This is a genomic window from Sphingopyxis sp., assembly GCF_019459305.1.
In the GTDB taxonomy this organism is placed as follows: domain Bacteria; phylum Pseudomonadota; class Alphaproteobacteria; order Sphingomonadales; family Sphingomonadaceae; genus Sphingopyxis.
In genome coordinates, this window is record NZ_JAIBES010000081.1 from 17,521 (window position 1) to 33,857 (window position 16,337).

General features: G+C 63.5%; 15 protein-coding genes and 1 pseudogene. 11 read left to right on the top strand and 5 right to left on the bottom strand.

Annotated features, from left to right (window positions below):
* Positions 1-159 precede the first annotated feature (159 nt).
* On the top strand, positions 160-672 hold the full coding sequence (locus K0M74_RS09175) for a GNAT family N-acetyltransferase (RefSeq protein WP_293970895.1): 513 nt from the start codon (positions 160-162) through the stop codon (positions 670-672).
* Here the strand turns inward: K0M74_RS09175 and K0M74_RS09180 are convergent, their stop codons facing one another.
* The 4 genes from K0M74_RS09180 to K0M74_RS09195 form a co-directional block, all read right to left on the bottom strand.
* Positions 673-1,422, bottom strand: coding sequence for an alpha/beta fold hydrolase (locus K0M74_RS09180; RefSeq protein WP_293970898.1), 750 nt, complete (start codon positions 1,420-1,422; stop codon positions 673-675).
* A 122-nt stretch (positions 1,423-1,544) separates the two neighbouring features.
* Complete coding sequence (locus K0M74_RS09185; protein WP_293970901.1) at positions 1,545-2,717, bottom strand: PQQ-dependent sugar dehydrogenase; 1,173 nt, start codon at positions 2,715-2,717, stop codon at positions 1,545-1,547.
* A gap of 184 nt (positions 2,718-2,901) precedes the next feature.
* The gene (locus tag K0M74_RS09190; RefSeq protein WP_293970904.1) at positions 2,902-3,531 is read right to left on the bottom strand and encodes a sigma-70 family RNA polymerase sigma factor; all 630 of its coding nucleotides are present in this window, start codon (positions 3,529-3,531) and stop codon (positions 2,902-2,904) included.
* Entirely contained in the window at positions 3,531-3,785 is a 255-nt protein-coding gene (locus K0M74_RS09195; protein WP_088440435.1) for a NepR family anti-sigma factor, read from the bottom strand. Before K0M74_RS09195 ends, K0M74_RS09190 begins: the two co-directional genes overlap by 1 nt.
* Here K0M74_RS09195 and K0M74_RS09200 point away from each other — a divergent pair.
* Positions 3,751-4,377 (top strand): BLUF domain-containing protein, encoded by a 627-nt coding sequence (locus K0M74_RS09200; protein WP_293970910.1) that lies wholly within the window; start codon positions 3,751-3,753, stop codon positions 4,375-4,377. The genes K0M74_RS09195 and K0M74_RS09200 overlap by 35 nt on opposite strands.
* Before the next feature lie 121 nt (positions 4,378-4,498).
* Entirely contained in the window at positions 4,499-5,119 is a 621-nt protein-coding gene (locus K0M74_RS09205; protein WP_308423605.1) for a sigma-70 family RNA polymerase sigma factor, read from the top strand.
* Between the two features lie 6 nt (positions 5,120-5,125).
* On the opposite strand, the gene K0M74_RS09210 is transcribed toward K0M74_RS09205, so the two are convergent.
* Entirely contained in the window at positions 5,126-5,920 is a 795-nt protein-coding gene (locus K0M74_RS09210) for a response regulator (RefSeq protein WP_293970913.1), read from the bottom strand.
* 207 nt (positions 5,921-6,127) lie between these two features.
* Between K0M74_RS09210 and K0M74_RS09215 the strand changes: the two genes are divergently transcribed.
* The 8 genes and pseudogenes from K0M74_RS09215 to K0M74_RS09250 form a co-directional block, all read left to right on the top strand.
* Complete coding sequence (locus tag K0M74_RS09215) at positions 6,128-7,648, top strand: GAF domain-containing protein (RefSeq protein ID WP_293970916.1); 1,521 nt, start codon at positions 6,128-6,130, stop codon at positions 7,646-7,648.
* Between the two features lie 50 nt (positions 7,649-7,698).
* Positions 7,699-8,949, top strand: coding sequence for a putative DNA modification/repair radical SAM protein (locus K0M74_RS09220; protein WP_293970920.1), 1,251 nt, complete (start codon positions 7,699-7,701; stop codon positions 8,947-8,949).
* A complete protein-coding gene (locus K0M74_RS09225; protein WP_293970923.1) occupies positions 8,946-10,373 on the top strand; it encodes a UdgX family uracil-DNA binding protein in 1,428 nt (475 codons plus the stop codon). The genes K0M74_RS09220 and K0M74_RS09225 overlap by 4 nt, the downstream gene beginning before the upstream one ends.
* Complete coding sequence (locus K0M74_RS09230) at positions 10,373-11,386, top strand: ligase-associated DNA damage response exonuclease (RefSeq protein ID WP_293970926.1); 1,014 nt, start codon at positions 10,373-10,375, stop codon at positions 11,384-11,386. The genes K0M74_RS09225 and K0M74_RS09230 overlap by 1 nt, the downstream gene beginning before the upstream one ends.
* Entirely contained in the window at positions 11,383-13,029 is a 1,647-nt protein-coding gene (locus tag K0M74_RS09235) for a cisplatin damage response ATP-dependent DNA ligase (protein WP_293970929.1), read from the top strand. Before K0M74_RS09230 ends, K0M74_RS09235 begins: the two co-directional genes overlap by 4 nt.
* Positions 13,030-13,288: 259 nt before the next feature.
* A complete protein-coding gene (locus K0M74_RS09240) occupies positions 13,289-13,903 on the top strand; it encodes a superoxide dismutase (protein ID WP_293970932.1) in 615 nt (204 codons plus the stop codon).
* Between the two features lie 208 nt (positions 13,904-14,111).
* Positions 14,112-15,491, top strand: coding sequence for an L-serine ammonia-lyase (locus tag K0M74_RS09245; protein ID WP_293970935.1), 1,380 nt, complete (start codon positions 14,112-14,114; stop codon positions 15,489-15,491).
* Between the two features lie 707 nt (positions 15,492-16,198).
* A pseudogene (locus K0M74_RS09250) lies at positions 16,199-16,337 on the top strand (S-(hydroxymethyl)glutathione dehydrogenase); the annotation flags it as partial.

Sequence of the window (16,337 nt, forward strand, 5' to 3'; positions counted from 1 at the left end):
CGATCCACCAGATTCAAGGCGTATTGGCGCTCCTTTATCTAGGAGCGGCATGGCATCACCTTTGACCATCGCCGCCGTGTCCGGAAGGCGAATGGTTGTCATCACATCATCACACCACGATCACCCGGGTACGGCGCGCATTTTTAAAGAAGCCGCGACATGACCGACACTTTACTTGCCCTCTCCACCGCGCGGTGCCGCATCGCGCCGCTGCACGCCGATGACGCCGCCGCGCTGGCCGCGATCACCGACGCTTCGGTTACCGATCAGGTGGATTTCCTGCCCGCGCCGTTTACCGCGGCTGACGCCCGCGCGTTGATCGCGGGATCGGGCGGCGGCGACGTGTTTCACGCGGTGCGGGATCGCCGCGAGGGACGGCTGCAGGGCGTGATTGGGGTTCACCGGCGCGACGCGCGCGCGGTCGAGGTCGGTTACTGGTTTGCAGCAGCCGCGCGCGGGCAGGGACTGGCAACCGAGGCGGTCGATGCGGTCGTGCGCGAGATTGCGGCGTCGCGCCCGGGCGCCGCAATCATTGCCGAATGCCATCCGGACAATGAACGCTCGCGCGCGCTGTTGCGCCGGATCGGCTTTCTGGCGACGGGGCAGGCGGGGCGGCGCCCCGGACGGCGGGTGATGAAATGGCGCGCTGGCCCGGGGATCGACGTGTGCTGATCAGTCCGGGCGCGCCACCTCTTCCTTCAGCGCCTTCGCAATGGCCGCCACCGACGTGGGCGCATAGGCAAAGCCCATATGGCCGCAATCGACTTCGAACTGGCGGTCGCTCTCTTCGGGCCGGCCGCGCGCGCTATTCACCGCGACGACGCCGTCGGATGCGGACCATAAAGCGAAGGTCGGCATTTCGGGGCGCGGGGCAGGGTGGAAATCGATCGGGGGGTTGTCGACCGGGTGGCGCGCGACAAGATGGTAGAGCCGCCAGGCACGGTTAGCGCGGCGGCTGCCCGAGAAGGGCGAGCCCAGGGTGACGACGCGCGCGACCTTGCCCGGATGATGCTTGGCATATTCGCGCGCGTAAATGCCGCCGAGGCTCCAGCCGACCAGCGCGGGGGCGTGGCCGGTACGGTCGATGATCCATTGGACGCGGGTGTCGATACGTTCAATGATGTCAGGGGTCGCGCCGCGGTTGAAACCGAGGCCCCAAGCGTAGCAGCGAAATCCGGCACGGCGCAGATCGGCGCGCAGCGCCTTGGTCGCCCAGTCGCCCGACAGGAAGCCCGGCAGAACCATCACCGGCGGATGGTCGCTGTCGGGATTGGGTTCGGGCGGCATCGGGCGGATGCGGCCCCACAGCGCGCGCGCCAGACTCGTCACCTCGCGCCATAGCAGCCCCAGCGGCGGGAGCGCGTCGGGATCGGGAATGCGCGCGGGCCATTCGGCGCGCCGGGTGAGGAGGCTGCGGATCATGGTCGGCCCTATAGCAGAATTCGTACCCATGCGAAGGCAGGGGTCCATCTCCCGCCGGTCCGATCTTGCAACGACCGGAGATGGATCTCCGTCTTCGCGGGGACATGGCTATGTGGCTTGCTTCACTTCTCTGGAACCAGCTTCACCAGCTTGCCATTCTCGCCATCGGTCAGCAGCCACACGGAGCCGTCATCGCGCACCTCGACCTCGCGGATGCGAGTGCCGAAGTCCCAGCGATCGGCCTTGCTCAGCCCGTCGCCATTGATGCTGGCGCGGACCAGGCCTTCGCCCGAAAGGGCGCCCATCAGCAGGCTGTTCTTCCAGCCGGGATAAAGGTCGCCGCCGTACCAGGCGAGGCCGCCGGGCGAGACTGCGGGATTCCACCACAGCTTCGGCGCCGCAAATTCGCGCCGCGTCGAGTGATCGGGGATCGCGCTGCCATTATAATGGTCGCCGTTTGACACGAGCGGCCAGCCATGATTGGCTCCGCGCTCGACCAGGTTGATCTCGTCGCCATGGCGCGGTCCCATTTCCTGATTCCACAGCTTCCCCGCACCGTCAAAGGTCAGCCCGAGAATATTGCGGTGGCCCAGCGACCAAATCTGGGCGGTGACGCCGCCCTGCGCCGCGAACGGATTGTCGGTCGGAACACTGCCATCGGGCCTTAGCCGGACGATCTTGCCCAGCGTGCCGCTCATGTCCTGCGCCGGTTCCATCTTTTGCCGGTCGCCCGAGCCGATGAACAGATATTGCCCGTCGGGCGAGAAGGCGAGGCGGTGCGAATAGTGGCCTTTGCCGCTGACTTTTGGCGACTGCGTCCAGATCGTCTTGAGCCCCTCCAGCCGCGGCGCGGCGCCCTGCACCAGCTTTGCCATGCCGACGACGGCGCCCGCCGTATCGCCTTCTCCCGCTTCCGCCCAGCTCAGGTATACCGTGCCGCTGGTTGCGAAATCGGGGGCAACGATGACGTCGCCCAATCCGCCCTGGCCGCCATAGGCCACCATCGGTACGCCCGCGACTTCGAGCGTCGGGCCGTTTTCTTGCCACAGCTTCAGCTTGCCCGACTTCTCGGTGATCAGCGCGCCGCGAGTGCCGGGTATGAAGGTCATCGCCCAGGGTTCGTTGAAACTCGCAACCTCTTGCACGGTGAACGGCGCGTCGGCGACCGGGGTCGCCGGGTGCTCACCAGAGGCGTCGAGCGCCGCGGGATCGGCGGCTTTGCTCGACGTCGTGCTGGCGGAGCAGGCGCCCGCGGCAAGCGCGGCGGCGAGGGCGAGGAGCGGCAATGATTTCATGGCAAGAAGCTCGCTTTGCTGGGGAAAGATGCGCCAATCTGGCGCGGCGACGCGGCAAAGTCGAGTACCCAAATCCGTTTGCCCTGAGCTTGTCGAAGGGCTGTCTTTTCCTTCGGGCGCCGCCGGAAGAAGGACGGTGCTTAGACAAACTCGGTACGAACGGAAATGAAAGCCTAACCTCGGATCAGCGGCTTGCCGCCTCACGCCGCGCGGTGATGATCTCGACGCTGTCCATGATCGCATCGACCGCTTCGCTAGCAGGCGGCGCGTCGGCGCGCTTTTGGGAGAACTGCCCGCTGTTCATAATCTCTTCGAGCGCGGCGCGGGCGCGCGAAACGCGACTTTTCATCGTGCCGAGCGCGCAATCGCAGATACTCGCGGCCTCCTCATAGGACATGCCGCCGGCACCGACGAGAATTAGCGCCTCGCGCTGGTCCTGCGGCAATTCCATCAGCCCGCGTTGCAGATCGGCCATTTCGCCGCTGTCTTCTTGATTGGCGGGGGTCGACATCGTGCGTTCGACCGCGGTTTCGTCATATTCGCCGACGAACTTATTGCGGCGCATCTGCGACAAGAAGGTGTTGCGCAGGATGACAAAGGTCCACGCCTTGATCGATGTGCCGCGTTCGAACCGATCGCGCGACGCCCACGCCTTGACCATCGTGTCCTGCGTCAAATCGTCGGCGAGATCGGGGCTTCCCGACAGACTGCGGCCATAAGCGCGCAAATGCGGGATGACCGCGGCGAGCAATGCCTTGAATTCGGTATCGGACAGGCTGTCGCCGTTTTGCGACGCCGGAGCGGCCCCCGACATTATTGCTTCGAGCTTTTCTGATCGAGTTGCGACAAGAGGTCGAGCATATGATCGGGCAATTGTTCTGAAACGATGTTGCCATAGATCATGCGCAGCTTAGCGCTGACGGGTTCGGGCGCCTGACGACCCGTCAGCGTGCGATGCCATTCGTCGCTGTCGGTGCCGGGAAAGCTGCCTTGCTTGCGATTTGGCGCATCAGCCCCCGGGGGCGGGGTGCCCGTGCCGTTCGACCTGTTGTTGCCTTGCGTAGCCATGTCGGAGCAACGACGAAAAGCGCCGCTGGTTCCCGACGGTTGCTTTTTTTGCGACGAAACCGTTGCCAAGATGCCACAGCGGCCCTATTCGAGGTGCCGCGTAGGCGACCAGGCTTGCGGCGAGGGGTTATACTTTGCCTTTGCTGCATGGCGGAAGGCTGGAGAACGTCGCTTGCTTTCCGTCATCTATATAAGCGTTGCCGATCCGTTGATCGGCGAACAGGATATTGCCGCCCTTCTGGTTCAGGCGCGTCGCAACAATCAACGTGACGCGCTCACCGGCGCGCTGATTTTCAACGGTCATAATTTTCTGCAACTGCTTGAAGGTCCAGCGGACAAGGTCGGTGCCTGTCTGGCGGTGATCCGCAGCGATCCGCGGCATAGCGGGATGGTGGAACTTCGCCGCCGCGAAATCGCGGAACGCGCCTTCGCCGAATGGACAATGCTCTATGATCCGCAGTTCCGCGGCCATGACGACGCCTTGTCGCGTTTGGCGGGCAGCGGACGTCTGGACCCGCAGGATGCTTTGATGATGGAGAATTTCATCGCGCTGGGACGCCGCACGCGTCCTTCTGGAGCGACCGGCAATTGACGGCTGCCCGCCGCTTTTTCGGCCGGTGCCGCGGTTCCGGTTTGCATCGGCCGCACGACCCGCTAAGCCTGATCTGCCAATTGATCGTTGTCCCTAAAAACAAGGCTATAGTATCAACGATATAACGCCCCAAGCGCCCGGCGCTGAACCGCTCGACGATGCCAGCTTTAAACAGGAGTTGGCGGCGATGCTGCCGCATCTGCGCGCTTTTGGCCGCAGCCTCTGCGGCAACGCCGACCTGGCCGACGATCTCGTTCAGGAAACGATGCTCAAGGCGTGGAAGGCGCGCGCGCAATATGTGCCGGGTCCGGCCAGCATGAAAAGCTGGGCGTTCGTTATCCTGCGTAATTGTTTCCTGTCGCAGATGCGGCGCAAGAAATTCACCGCCGAATATGACGAACTCGCAGCCGAACGGCTGCTCGTCGCCCCCGATGACCAGGATGATAGCCTGCATCTGGCCGACGTCCAGCGCGCCTTGTTGATGCTGCCCGTCGACCAGCGCGAGGCGCTGGTGCTGATCGGGGCGGGACAACTGTCCTATGAGGAAGGCGCCGCGATCTGCGACTGCGCGGTGGGGACAATGAAAAGCCGCGTGTCGCGCGCGCGCGCAGCGTTGCAGACGATCCTCGAGAGCGGTACCATGCCGCGGCGCAGTAGCGACGAACTCGCGTCGAGCGAAGTGTTCCGCTCGATCATGGACGACGTCGATTATCTGACCGCAAACGGGCCTGGCCGCGAATAAGCCCGGTTACGCCGCCAGCTGGGGCGTAAACAGCAGGCTCTGGCTGATCGCTGCGCGCACCGTATTCTCGCGGAACGGTTTCGAGATCAGGAAGGTCGGCTCGACCCTCCCGCCGGTCAGCAGCCGTTCGGGAAAGGCGGTGATGAAGATCGCGGGTACCGGCGCGATCGCCAAAATATCCTGTACCGCGTCGATCCCCGACGACCCATCGGCGAGCTGAATATCGGCCAGCACCAGCCCGGCATCGGTTGATTCGAAGGCGGCGACCGCGTCGGCGTGCGTGGTGGCGACGCCAGCGACGGTGTGGCCAAGGTTGCGGACGATCTGTTCGAGTTCCATCGCGATCAACGGCTCGTCTTCGATAATCAGCACCGAGGTACAAGACTCGCGGTCGAGGTCCGCGACCGCTTCGCCGAGCAAAGTTTCGACCGTCTCGTCATCGGTTCCGGTGATGATCGAAGCTTCGCCGACCGAAAAGCCTTCGAGCGCGGTCAGCAGCAATATCTGACGGCCCAAGGGTGTGATCTGCGCCAGCCTTTTGTTTGCAGCACGCACGAAGGGATCTTCGCCGTCGTCGCTGCCTTCGCCGTCATCGATGTAGGCGCTTTCCCAGATGCGGTGGAAATTGCGATACAGGTCGATGCGGGTGCCGTTGCCCGCGCTGAATTCGTCAGGGGCGGCCACGATGACTTCCAGTGTCGTATGCACAAAATTGTCGCCATGCTGCTGGCTGCCGGTCAGCGCGCGCGCGTAACGGCGCAAATACGGTAAATGTCCGCGAAGCTCTTCACCCAATGGCATTTATTACCTCCCGCTTTGAACCGTCATACGCGTCCGCGCGCGCGACGGTTCCGCAAAATTGAATCAAAAATGCGCGACGAAGCGCTGCAACTTGTCATCGTGCGATGCGTAGAGTCAGCCGGGACGCCTTCGCGCTATCGGTAAGTCAGTGGAATTACGCCGCTTTCCTGATCCGATGGCAAACAGACTTTTTTAGGGACCATATTCATGGCAGAGCGGCCCGCAGGATCCGGAGGACGTGAGGGGCATCAGTTGGCGGACGGAGGTTATGCAGGTCCGGAACAGGCCGAACGCCTGCGCCTCGATACGCTTCGCGAATACCGGATACTCGACACCGGCCCGGAGGAAGCGTTCGACCGCGTCACCAAGATGGTCGCCGACCTTTATGACGCGCCGATCGCGCTGGTCTCGCTGGTCGATGATTGCCGCCAGTGGTTCAAATCCTCTTACGGCCTCGACGTCTCTGAAACGCCGCGCGACATCAGTTTTTGCCAATATGTGATCGCCGAAGACAAGCCGGTGGTCATTGTCGATGTGCTGGGTGACGAGCGCTTTCGCGATAATCCGCTGGTGACCGGCGATCCGTTCATTCGTTTCTACGCCGGCGTACCGCTGCGCGCCTATAACGGAACCATATTGGGCACCCTGTGCGTGATCGATCGCAAGGAGCGGCCGGTGCTGGTCGAGCGCGAACTGGAACGGCTCGAGGATTTCGCCGCGATCATCATGGCCGAGGCCGACCTGCGGCGCATCGTCGCCGAACGCGACGAGGCGCGGCAGACGCTGGAGCGCGCGCTCGACTTTTCGGGCATCGCGACCTGGCGCTATGACGCGCGAACCGGATCGATCAATTGGGGCGGTGCGGCTGCCGAGCTTTGGGGAGCGGACTTTGCTACCGCGCTGGCCGATATCGACGGCTTTTATGAGCGACTGCTTCCCGACGACCGCGACATGGTGCGCAGTGTGCTTGGTGGATCGGTCGAGAGCGGCACCCATTATGCAACCGAATATCGCATCCAGCATCCCGAACGCGGGGTGCGCTGGATCGCGGTCCGCGCCGACTGGGACGTTAACACGACCGACGCGATCCTGACCGGGATCAGCATCGACATCACCGAACAGAAAAGCCGCCAGGAAAATGCCAATCTGTTGATGCGCGAATTGCACCACCGGATGCGCAATTTGTTCGCGACGGTCAGTGCGATCATTTCGCTGACGCGCCACGCGGCGACCGATGTCGACGATTATGTCGAGCGGATCACCGGTCGGCTCGATGCGCTTAATCGCGCGCAGAATGTCCTGCTTGGCGCGAACTTCATGACCGGGTCGATGCACGCGCTGCTGCGCGAGGTCGAGGCGGCCTTTCCGCGCATCCGCTGGTCTGGGCCGGACCTGCTGCTGCCCGAAAACGCGCTGGTCGCGATGGCGCTGGTGTTCAACGAACTGGCGACCAACGCGGTCAAGCATGGCGCACTGTCGGGCGCGAGTGGCGACGTCGATATCCAATGGACCCAGGATCCGGAAGGCAGCGATCCGCGGCTGTTCCGGCTGACCTGGACCGAAACCGGCAATGACGGCCCGATCGGGCCGCCCGAGAAGACCAGCTTCGGCACCCTGTTGATGGAACGCAGCGTCCGCAACAATCTGGGCGGTACGATCGAGCGGCGGTGGGAACCGACCGGGTTGTTCCTCGACATCACCTTGCCCGCGCGGTGGCGCGACGCCTGACCGCGCCAGAGCGGTTTGTTCCTTGTATGTTCCTATGCTATGTATAGCAAATGTCCGGAAAACCGATTCTCGAAAAGCTCAGCATATTGGCCGACGCAGCCAAATATGACGCGTCGTGCGCGTCGTCGGGGTCAGTCAAACGCGATTCGAGCGGTACCAAAGGGATCGGATCGACCGAGGGAATGGGCATCTGCCACAGCTATGCGCCTGACGGGCGCTGCATTTCGCTGCTCAAGATATTGCTGACCAATTTTTGCATCTACGACTGCCGCTTCTGCATCAATCGGGCGTCGAGCAATGTGCCGCGGGCGCGGTTCAATCCGCAGGAGGTGGTGCGGCTGACGCTCGATTTTTACAAGCGCAATTATATCGAGGGGCTTTTTCTGTCTTCGGGCATCATCCGCTCCGAAGATTATACGATGGAGCAATTGGTCGAAGTGGCGCGCATCCTGCGCGAGGAGTATCGGTTCGGTGGTTATATCCATTTGAAGACGATTGCCGGGGCGGCGCCCGAACTGATCGCGCGCGCCGGCCTCTACGCCGACCGGCTGTCGACCAATGTCGAGCTGCCAACCGAGGCTGGATTGCAGAGCTTCGCGCCCGAGAAAAAACCCGAAACGATCCGCAAAACGATGGCATCGGTACGCGTCGGCGCCGACGATGCGATCGAGGCTGCCAAAGGGCGGCTGCTAAAAAAGGCGAAACCGCCGCGCTTTGCGCCCGCGGGGCAATCGACGCAGATGATCATCGGCGCCGACGCATCGCGTGACGATGATATCCTCGCAACCGCAACCAATCTCTATTCGGGCTACCGCCTGCGCCGCGTCTATTATTCGGCGTACAGTCCGATCCCCGACGCGAGCAGCGATTTGCCGCCGGTACGACCGCCGCTGATGCGCGAACACCGACTCTACCAAGCCGACTGGCTGCTGCGCTTCTACGGCTTTCAGCGCGCCGAAATCATGGAGGGAGCGAGCGGCGGGATGCTCGATTTGAGCATCGATCCCAAGCTCGCCTGGGCGCTGATGCGGCGCGACATTTTCCCTGTCGACATCAACCGCGCCCCGCGCGACCTGCTGCTGCGGGTGCCGGGGCTGGGAACACGCGCGGTCGACCGGATTGTGGCGGTGCGGCGGACCGGCAAGCTGCGGATCGGCGACCTGGCAAAGCTGACTGCGTCGGTGAAGAAGCTGCTGCCGTTCATCGTCACGCCTGACTGGCGGCCGGGGTCGCTGACCGACAGTGCCAGCCTGCGCGCACGCTTCGCTCCCCCCGCGGAGCAATTGTCGCTGGCGCTATGAGGGAAGTCGTGCTCGCCCGGCCCGGCGATTTCGCCGAATGGCGCGATGCGGCGCGCGAGCTGCTCGCGGGCGGCGTGGCCCCCGAGGATGTGAGCTGGCGTGGCGCCGAGGAAGGCGCGTCGCTGTTCGGCGACGACGCACCACCCGCATCGGGCGCTGCGGTGTCGCTGCCGCGCGAATTGCTCGCTATGGCCGACCGGGTGATCTGTCATAGCGATGCCAACGTGCCCGCACGGCTCTATCGCATCGTCTGGCGCGCGCTGCGCGACCGGCAGCTGCTGGCGCGGCGATCCGATCCCGATATCGACTGGCTCAGCAAGACCGATAAAGCGATCCGCCGCGACATTCATAAGATGCACGCCTTTGTGCGCTTTCGGCGGCTAGGGGAGGATGCTGGGCGCGAGCGGTTTGCCGCGTGGTTCGAACCCGACCATCGCATCCTGCGGCTGACCGCGCCTTTCTTTCAGCGACGTTTTTACGGCATGGACTGGGCGATCGTGACCCCCAATGCGCGGGCGATCTGGCAGGACGAAACACTGACCTATGGAGCGGGTGGGACAAAGGACGAGGTACCCGATAGCGACGTCGTCGAGGATCAGTGGCGCACCTATTATGGCGCGATCTTCAACCCCGCGCGGGTCAAGATCGCCGCGATGCGTGCCGAAATGCCGAAGAAATACTGGAAGAACTTGCCCGAGGCGCAAGATATCGCGCCGCTGCTCGCTGGCGCCGCGGCGCGGGTGGAACGGATGCGCGCGACCGCCGTTTCGCTTGCTAACCCGCAAACCGACAAATGGCGAATCAGCGTGCGCGAAGCCTTAGTTCTGACTGACGACATCGACACGCTGGATGACCTCGCCCGCGCGGTTGGTGGCTGCACGCGCTGCCCACTACATTGCAACGCGACGCAGGCGGTGGTCGGCGAAGGTCCGGCGGCGGCGCGTGTCATGCTGGTCGGTGAGCAGCCTGGTGACCGCGAGGACCTGGAAGGACGGCCGTTCGTCGGTCCCGCGGGGCAGGTTTTGAACGCGGCGCTGGAGGAAGCGGAGCTCGATCGGCAGCGGCTGTTCCTCACCAATGCGGTCAAGCATTTCAAGTTCGAGCCGCGCGGCAAGCGGCGGTTGCACCAGAATCCGACGACCGGTGAAATCGACATCTGCCGCTGGTGGCTCGACAAGGAGCGCGCGCTGGTCCAGCCCGAACTGATCGTCACGCTCGGCGCCAGCGCACTGCGCGGCGTGACGGGCAAGAGTATGAGCGTCACGTCGATGCGCGGCGCGGTGCATGAACTTGCCGGAGGTACCAGGCTGGTCGCGACGATCCATCCCTCTTTCCTGCTGCGGCTGTCCGACCGGGCACGCGCCGCTGAAGAGCGCGCGGCGTTCGTCGCCGATCTGGCGCATGTGCGAGAGCTCGCCGCCTGATGGCAAAGGGCAAGCCCTGGCTCGAACCGCATCCGCACGGGCTTTATGTGAAGCCTGCCGACCTGTGGATCGATCCGTCGCGCCCCGTCGAACGCGCCGCGGTCACCCACGGCCATGCCGACCATGCGCGCAGCGGCCATGGCGCGGTGTTCGCGACCCCCGAAACGCTGGCGATCATGGCACTGCGCTACGGCGTCGATGTCGAGGCGAGCCATAATCAGGCGTTCGGTTATGGCGATGGCTTCGAGCGCGGCGGGGTGCGCTTCAGCTTTCATCCCGCCGGACATGTGCTGGGCAGCGCGCAGATTTTGATGGAATATGCGGGCGAACGGATCGTTATCACCGGCGACTACAAGCGGCGCCCCGACCCAACCTGCGCGCCGTTTGAGGTCGTGCCTTGCGACATCTTCATCACCGAGGCGACGTTCGGCCTGCCGGTGTTTCGCCATCCGCCGACGAGCCAAGAGATCGCCAAGCTGATCGGCGCGGTGCGCGCTGAGCCCGATCGCTGTGTTCTGGTCGGCGCCTACGCGCTGGGCAAGGCGCAGCGGGTGATGGCAGAGATCCGCGCCGCCGGATGGGACGCACCGATCTATATCCACGGCGCGATCGAAAAAATGTGCACGCTCTATACCGCGCACGGCGTCGATCTGGGCGAACTGCGGCTGGTCAGCGAAACCGACAAAGAAGACATGGCGGGGCAGATCATAGTCGCACCGCCCTCGGCGCTGAACGACCGCTGGTCGCGGCGATTGCCCGATCCGGTCACGGCGATGGCTTCGGGGTGGATGCGCGTGCGCCAGCGCGCGCGGCAGCGGATGGTCGAACTGCCGCTGGTGATTTCGGACCATGCCGACTGGGACGAGCTGACATCGACGATCTCGGCGGTGAACCCCAGAGAGACATGGATCACCCATGGCAGCGAGGACGGCTTGCTGCGCTGGTGCGAATTGCACCAACGCAACGCGCGCGCACTGCATCTGGTCGGCCGCGATCTGGAGGAGGAGGCGTGAAAGCCTTCGCCGCCCTGATCGATCGGCTGATCTACACTCGCTCGCGCAACAGCAAACTGGCGCTGATCGCCGATTATCTGAAGCACACCTCTGATCCCGATCGCGGCTGGGTGATTGCAGCGCTGACCGAGAGCTTCGATTTCCCAGCGGTGAAATCGGCGATGGTGCGGACATTGCTGGCGACGCGGGTCGATGAGGAATTGTTCCGCCTGTCGCGGCATTTTGTCGGTGATACGGCGGAGACTGCGGCGCTGCTGTGGCCGGAACCGAACAAGCTCCTCCCCTTCAGAGGAAGGGTTGGGGTGGGGGTCGCAGGGCAGCTCGAGGCCGACGGCCCCACCACCTCCCGTGAAGGGGAGGGGGGATTGACGGTTTCGCAGGCCGTCGAAGCCCTCTCATCCGCCACCCGCGCCACCGCCCCCGCGATCCTCGCGTCCCTCCTCGATCGCCTCGACGCAGACGGGCGCTACGCACTCCTCAAGCTCGCGCTCGGCGGGATGCGCGTCGGGGTGTCGGCGCGGTTGGCGAAACAGGCGTTTGCGCAGGCATTCGACGTGCCCGTCGACGATGTCGAGGAGCTGTGGCACGCGATTCCGCCGCCCTATGCGCCGCTGTTCGCATGGGGCGAGGGGCAGGCCGAACGGCCCGACCTCGCCGATGTCGCCTTCTTCCGCCCCTTCATGCTCGCGCATCCACTCGAGGACGCGACCGTCGATCTCGCCGACTACGCCGCCGAATGGAAATGGGACGGCATCCGCGTCCAGATCGTCCATGGCGGCGGCCAGACGCGTATCTACAGCCGCGGCGGCGAAGAGATCAGCGCGGCCTTTCCCGAGCTGGTAGCCGCCTTCGATCAGGATGCGGTGATCGACGGCGAACTGCTGGTCCGCGGCGATGCGCAGGGCGGCGAGGCTGCGAGTTTTAACGCGCTGCAGCAACGGCTTGGACGCAAGACAGTGTCGAAGAAGATGCTCGCCGAATATCCGGCGTTCGTCCGCGTCTATGATCTGCTCGCGGTCGACGGCAACGACCTGCGCCCCCTGCCGTGGACCGAGCGGCGGCGGCGATTGGAGACCTTTGTCCCGCGGCTCGCCGACAGCCATTTCGACTTGTCGCAGGTGATCGAGGCGGCCGATTTCGACGACCTCGCCGAACGCCGCGCGGGCGCGCGCGATGCGGCGATCGAGGGGGTGATGCTCAAGCGCCGCGATGCGCCGTATGTCGCGGGGCGGCGCGCCGGACTATGGTATAAATGGAAACGCGACCCGCTCACCGCCGATTGCGTGATGATGTACGCGCAGCGCGGCAACGGCCGCCGCGCAAGTTTCTATTCGGACTATACCTTCGGCTGCTGGAGCGACGATGGCGAGCTGCTGCCAGTGGGCAAAGCCTATTCGGGATTCACCGACGAAGAGTTGAAATGGCTCGACAAATTCGTCCGCGACAACACGGTGGGTCGCTTCGGCCCGGTCCGCGAGGTCGAAAAGTCGCTGGTGCTCGAAGTCGCCTTCGATTCGATTCATGCATCGAAGCGCCACAAGTCGGGTTTGGCGATGCGCTTACCGCGCAACGCACGCAACCCCCGCGATAAAACGGCGGAGGAGGCTGACCGGATTGCGACTTTGCAAGCGATGGTTACGTAGCTCCATCCCTCCGCTTCATGGGAGGGCAGCGAAACTTGGCAACTTGCTGCCTAGTTGCAGCGGGTGGCGGCCATCGGCATTGCGCAATGCCGTTAGCCTCCACCCGTACGACTAAAGGTCCGGCAAGAGCCGGACCAACTCCGCCGCCCCTCTGAAGGGGAGGGGGCGAAAGGAAAATTCCCCGCCCAAACCTTGCAACCCCGCGCCCCGATACCGAGTTTAGCCCCTCATCCCCTCTGAAAAAACAACGGAGACTGCCATGACGATCGCTCTTCCCCCGCTGCCCTACAAGCAGGATGCGCTCGAGCCGCATATTTCGGCCGACACGCTCGCGACGCATCATGGCAAACATCACAAGGCCTATGTCGACAAGGTCAATGCCGCGATTGAAGGCACCGAGCTCGCCGACAAGCCGCTCGAAGAAATCGTCCACCATGCCGAGGGCGCGGGCAACAAGGGCTTGTTCAACAACGCCGCTCAGTCGTGGAACCACGCTTTTTACTGGAACAGCCTGAGCCCCGAAAAGACCGCGCCCGAAGGCGAGCTGCTCGCCGCGATTACTCGCGATTTCGGGTCGCTCGACGATCTGAAAAAGAAGATTAAGGAAACAGCGGTCAATCATTTCGCGTCGGGCTGGGCCTGGCTGGTGTCACGCGACGGCACGCTGTCGGTCACCGACACCCACGACGCCGGTACCGAGCTGACCCTTGGCATCAAGCCTCTGGTGGTGATCGACGTGTGGGAACATGCTTACTATATCGACCGCAAGAATTTGCGCCCGGCCTATGTCGATGCGGTGGTCGATGAGCTGTTGAACTGGGACTTCGCGGCAGAGAATTTCGCTCGCGACACGACCTGGACCTATCCGGCGTAACCGAATGATCCTCCCTGTCGCGCAGCGCAGGGGGGGTGGCAGCGCGAAGCGCTGACGGAGGGGCAAGGGCGCATCGTCGTCGCCCCCTCCAGCACCTTCGGTGGTCCCCCTCCCCATCGCTACGCGACAGGAAGGATTTCGCGGATGCCGTAATGAAATTTGAACTGGTGTCTATCGTGATGACGGTGCCGCCTCTATAGGCGCCGTCATGACAATCAGCCTCTTCGAACTCTTCAAAATCGGTGTCGGACCGTCGAGCTCACACACCGTGGGTCCGATGGTTGCGGCCCGCCGTTTCACGGTCTGGCTCGACGAGCAGAACCTGTTCGATCGGACCGTGCACGTCGAAGCCGATCTTTATGGATCGTTGGCGCTGACCGGCAAGGGCCACGCCGCCGACACCGCGATCGTTGCGGGTCTGGCCGGCGAGATTCCTGCCAACACCAGCCTCGCCGCGATTAGGGCGCATTGGGATCGCGCGACCAGCGAAGGTTTTCTCTACCTGCTCGGCCGTCAGCGCGTCCGCTTCCAGCCCGCGCGCGACCTGCATTTCCAGATGCGCCAGCGCCAGCCGTTCCACAGCAACGCGATGAGCTTCACCGCACGCGACGCCGACGGCGAAATCCTCGCCAAGCGGACGTATTTTTCGATCGGCGGCGGCTTCGTCGTCGACGAGGATGAGGCGGGGCGCAACAGCCGCGGCGCCGAGGATGAGGTTGAGCTGCCCTTCGCCTTCACCTCGGGCGCCGACCTGCTGAGCATGGGCGCCGCGTCGGGCAGAAGCTTCGCCGAAATGATGCTCGAAAACGAGCTGGTGCATCGCAGCCTCGACGAAGTAAACGCCGGACTCGATGCGATTGCGGGCGCCATGGACGCGTCGATCGAGGCGGGCTGCTGCAGCACCGGGATTTTGCCGGGCGGGCTGAAGGTCAAGCGTCGCGCGCCGCAGATTGCCGACGACATCCGCAACCGCCACGAACAAAATCTGACCGACCCGCTCGCGATGATGGACTGGATCAATCTGTGGGCGATGGCAGTGAACGAGGAAAATGCCGCGGGCGGCAAGGTCGTCACCGCGCCGGCCAACGGCGCGGCGGGGATCATCCCCGCGGTGATCCGCTTCTACCGCCGCGGCTATCGCGGCGATGACGCTGGGGTGCGTACCTTCCTGCTCGCCGCGGGCGCGGTCGGCGCGCTCTACAAACGCAACGCCAGCATCTCGGGCGCCGAAGTCGGCTGTCAGGGCGAAGTCGGAGTCGCTTGCTCGATGGCGGCGGCGGGGCTCACCGCGGCATTGGGCGGCACCAACGCGCAGGTCGAAAACGCTGCCGAGATCGGCATGGAGCATAATCTCGGCTTGACGTGCGACCCGATCGGCGGGCTGGTGCAAATCCCGTGCATCGAACGCAACGCGATGGGATCGATCAAGGCGATCGACGCGAGCCGCATCGCGATGATCGGCGACGGCACGCATGTCGTGAGTCTCGACACGGTGATCGCGACGATGCTGCAAACGGGGCGGGATATGCGGGACAAGTATAAGGAAACGTCGAAGGGCGGGCTGGCGGTTAGCGTGGTGGAGTGTTGAGCTTTTAGCGATCAAGCTCCGGTTTCACTTCAAGTTAGGAACAAAGTCTGCTGCTTAACGCTGATCTTCGATATTTGGGAAGTTTCTGAGGAGAGGTTCAAGGTGGTAGCGGAGAAGTTCGTTATCCCTGCCATCTCGATGCCCTCCTTGGTCTAAGAGGCGAACCAGCCTGCTCAATCCGAGGCGTTGCGCAAAGAGACGATAAAGCATGTCGGTTGTCCATGTTGGATCTGCAAGATATGCCCTCGCCAGTCGTTCGGTGTCATTTCGACGCAAAGAAAGATGCTCCAACGGCACTATCCCTTCATTGCTGCGAGGATACTGCTGAAGAAGCCAATCAGCCGCATCTGTGGAAGCAAGTTTGCCGTTTGCGCACGCATAGCTTCATTCATGAGATGACATTCCTTGGGCCATCAACTTTCCTTTCTATTAAGTCATTCGCTTGAGCGTTGCGCAACCTCGCTCAAACCTCCGGGGTGGCGATGGTGGGGCAGAGAGCCGTGTGCGACGTTCATATTCTCGTCACCCTGAACTGGTTTCAGGGTCCATGGTCTGCCGCTTCCTTCGGCGCGGCGCAGGACGAGAGGTCTGGCCATGGATGCTGAAACAAGTTCAGCATGACGACGTGAGGGGTGAGAGCGAGGCTACGAGCATCTTGCATTGCCGCTCCGTTTGCCTGATTGGGAGCGCCGAGAAGGAGACCGCAAATGAAGACCCGCGCCGCCGTTGCGTTCGAAGCGAAGAAGCCGCTCGAAATCGTCGAACTCGACCTCGAAGGCCCGAAGGCGGGCGAGGTGCTGGTCGAGATCATGGCGACGGGGATCTGCCACACCGACGCGTACACGC

Excerpts from the sequence above, each read along its gene's own strand:
- K0M74_RS09240 (WP_293970932.1), top strand. The coding sequence starts at position 13,289 with ATGACGATCGCTCTTCCCCCGCTGCCCTACAAGCAGGATGCGCTCGAG.
- K0M74_RS09190 (WP_293970904.1), bottom strand. The coding sequence starts at position 3,531 with ATGTCGGGGGCCGCTCCGGCGTCGCAAAACGGCGACAGCCTGTCCGAT.
- K0M74_RS09185 (WP_293970901.1), bottom strand. The coding sequence starts at position 2,717 with ATGAAATCATTGCCGCTCCTCGCCCTCGCCGCCGCGCTTGCCGCGGGC.
- K0M74_RS09175 (WP_293970895.1), top strand. The coding sequence starts at position 160 with ATGACCGACACTTTACTTGCCCTCTCCACCGCGCGGTGCCGCATCGCG.
- K0M74_RS09245 (WP_293970935.1), top strand. The coding sequence starts at position 14,112 with ATGACAATCAGCCTCTTCGAACTCTTCAAAATCGGTGTCGGACCGTCG.
- K0M74_RS09225 (WP_293970923.1), top strand. The coding sequence starts at position 8,946 with ATGAGGGAAGTCGTGCTCGCCCGGCCCGGCGATTTCGCCGAATGGCGC.
- K0M74_RS09180 (WP_293970898.1), bottom strand. The coding sequence starts at position 1,422 with ATGATCCGCAGCCTCCTCACCCGGCGCGCCGAATGGCCCGCGCGCATT.
- K0M74_RS09230 (WP_293970926.1), top strand. The coding sequence starts at position 10,373 with ATGGCAAAGGGCAAGCCCTGGCTCGAACCGCATCCGCACGGGCTTTAT.
- K0M74_RS09215 (WP_293970916.1), top strand. The coding sequence starts at position 6,128 with ATGGCAGAGCGGCCCGCAGGATCCGGAGGACGTGAGGGGCATCAGTTG.
- K0M74_RS09195 (WP_088440435.1), bottom strand. The coding sequence starts at position 3,785 with ATGGCTACGCAAGGCAACAACAGGTCGAACGGCACGGGCACCCCGCCC.
- K0M74_RS09220 (WP_293970920.1), top strand. The coding sequence starts at position 7,699 with ATGTCCGGAAAACCGATTCTCGAAAAGCTCAGCATATTGGCCGACGCA.
- K0M74_RS09210 (WP_293970913.1), bottom strand. The coding sequence starts at position 5,920 with ATGCCATTGGGTGAAGAGCTTCGCGGACATTTACCGTATTTGCGCCGT.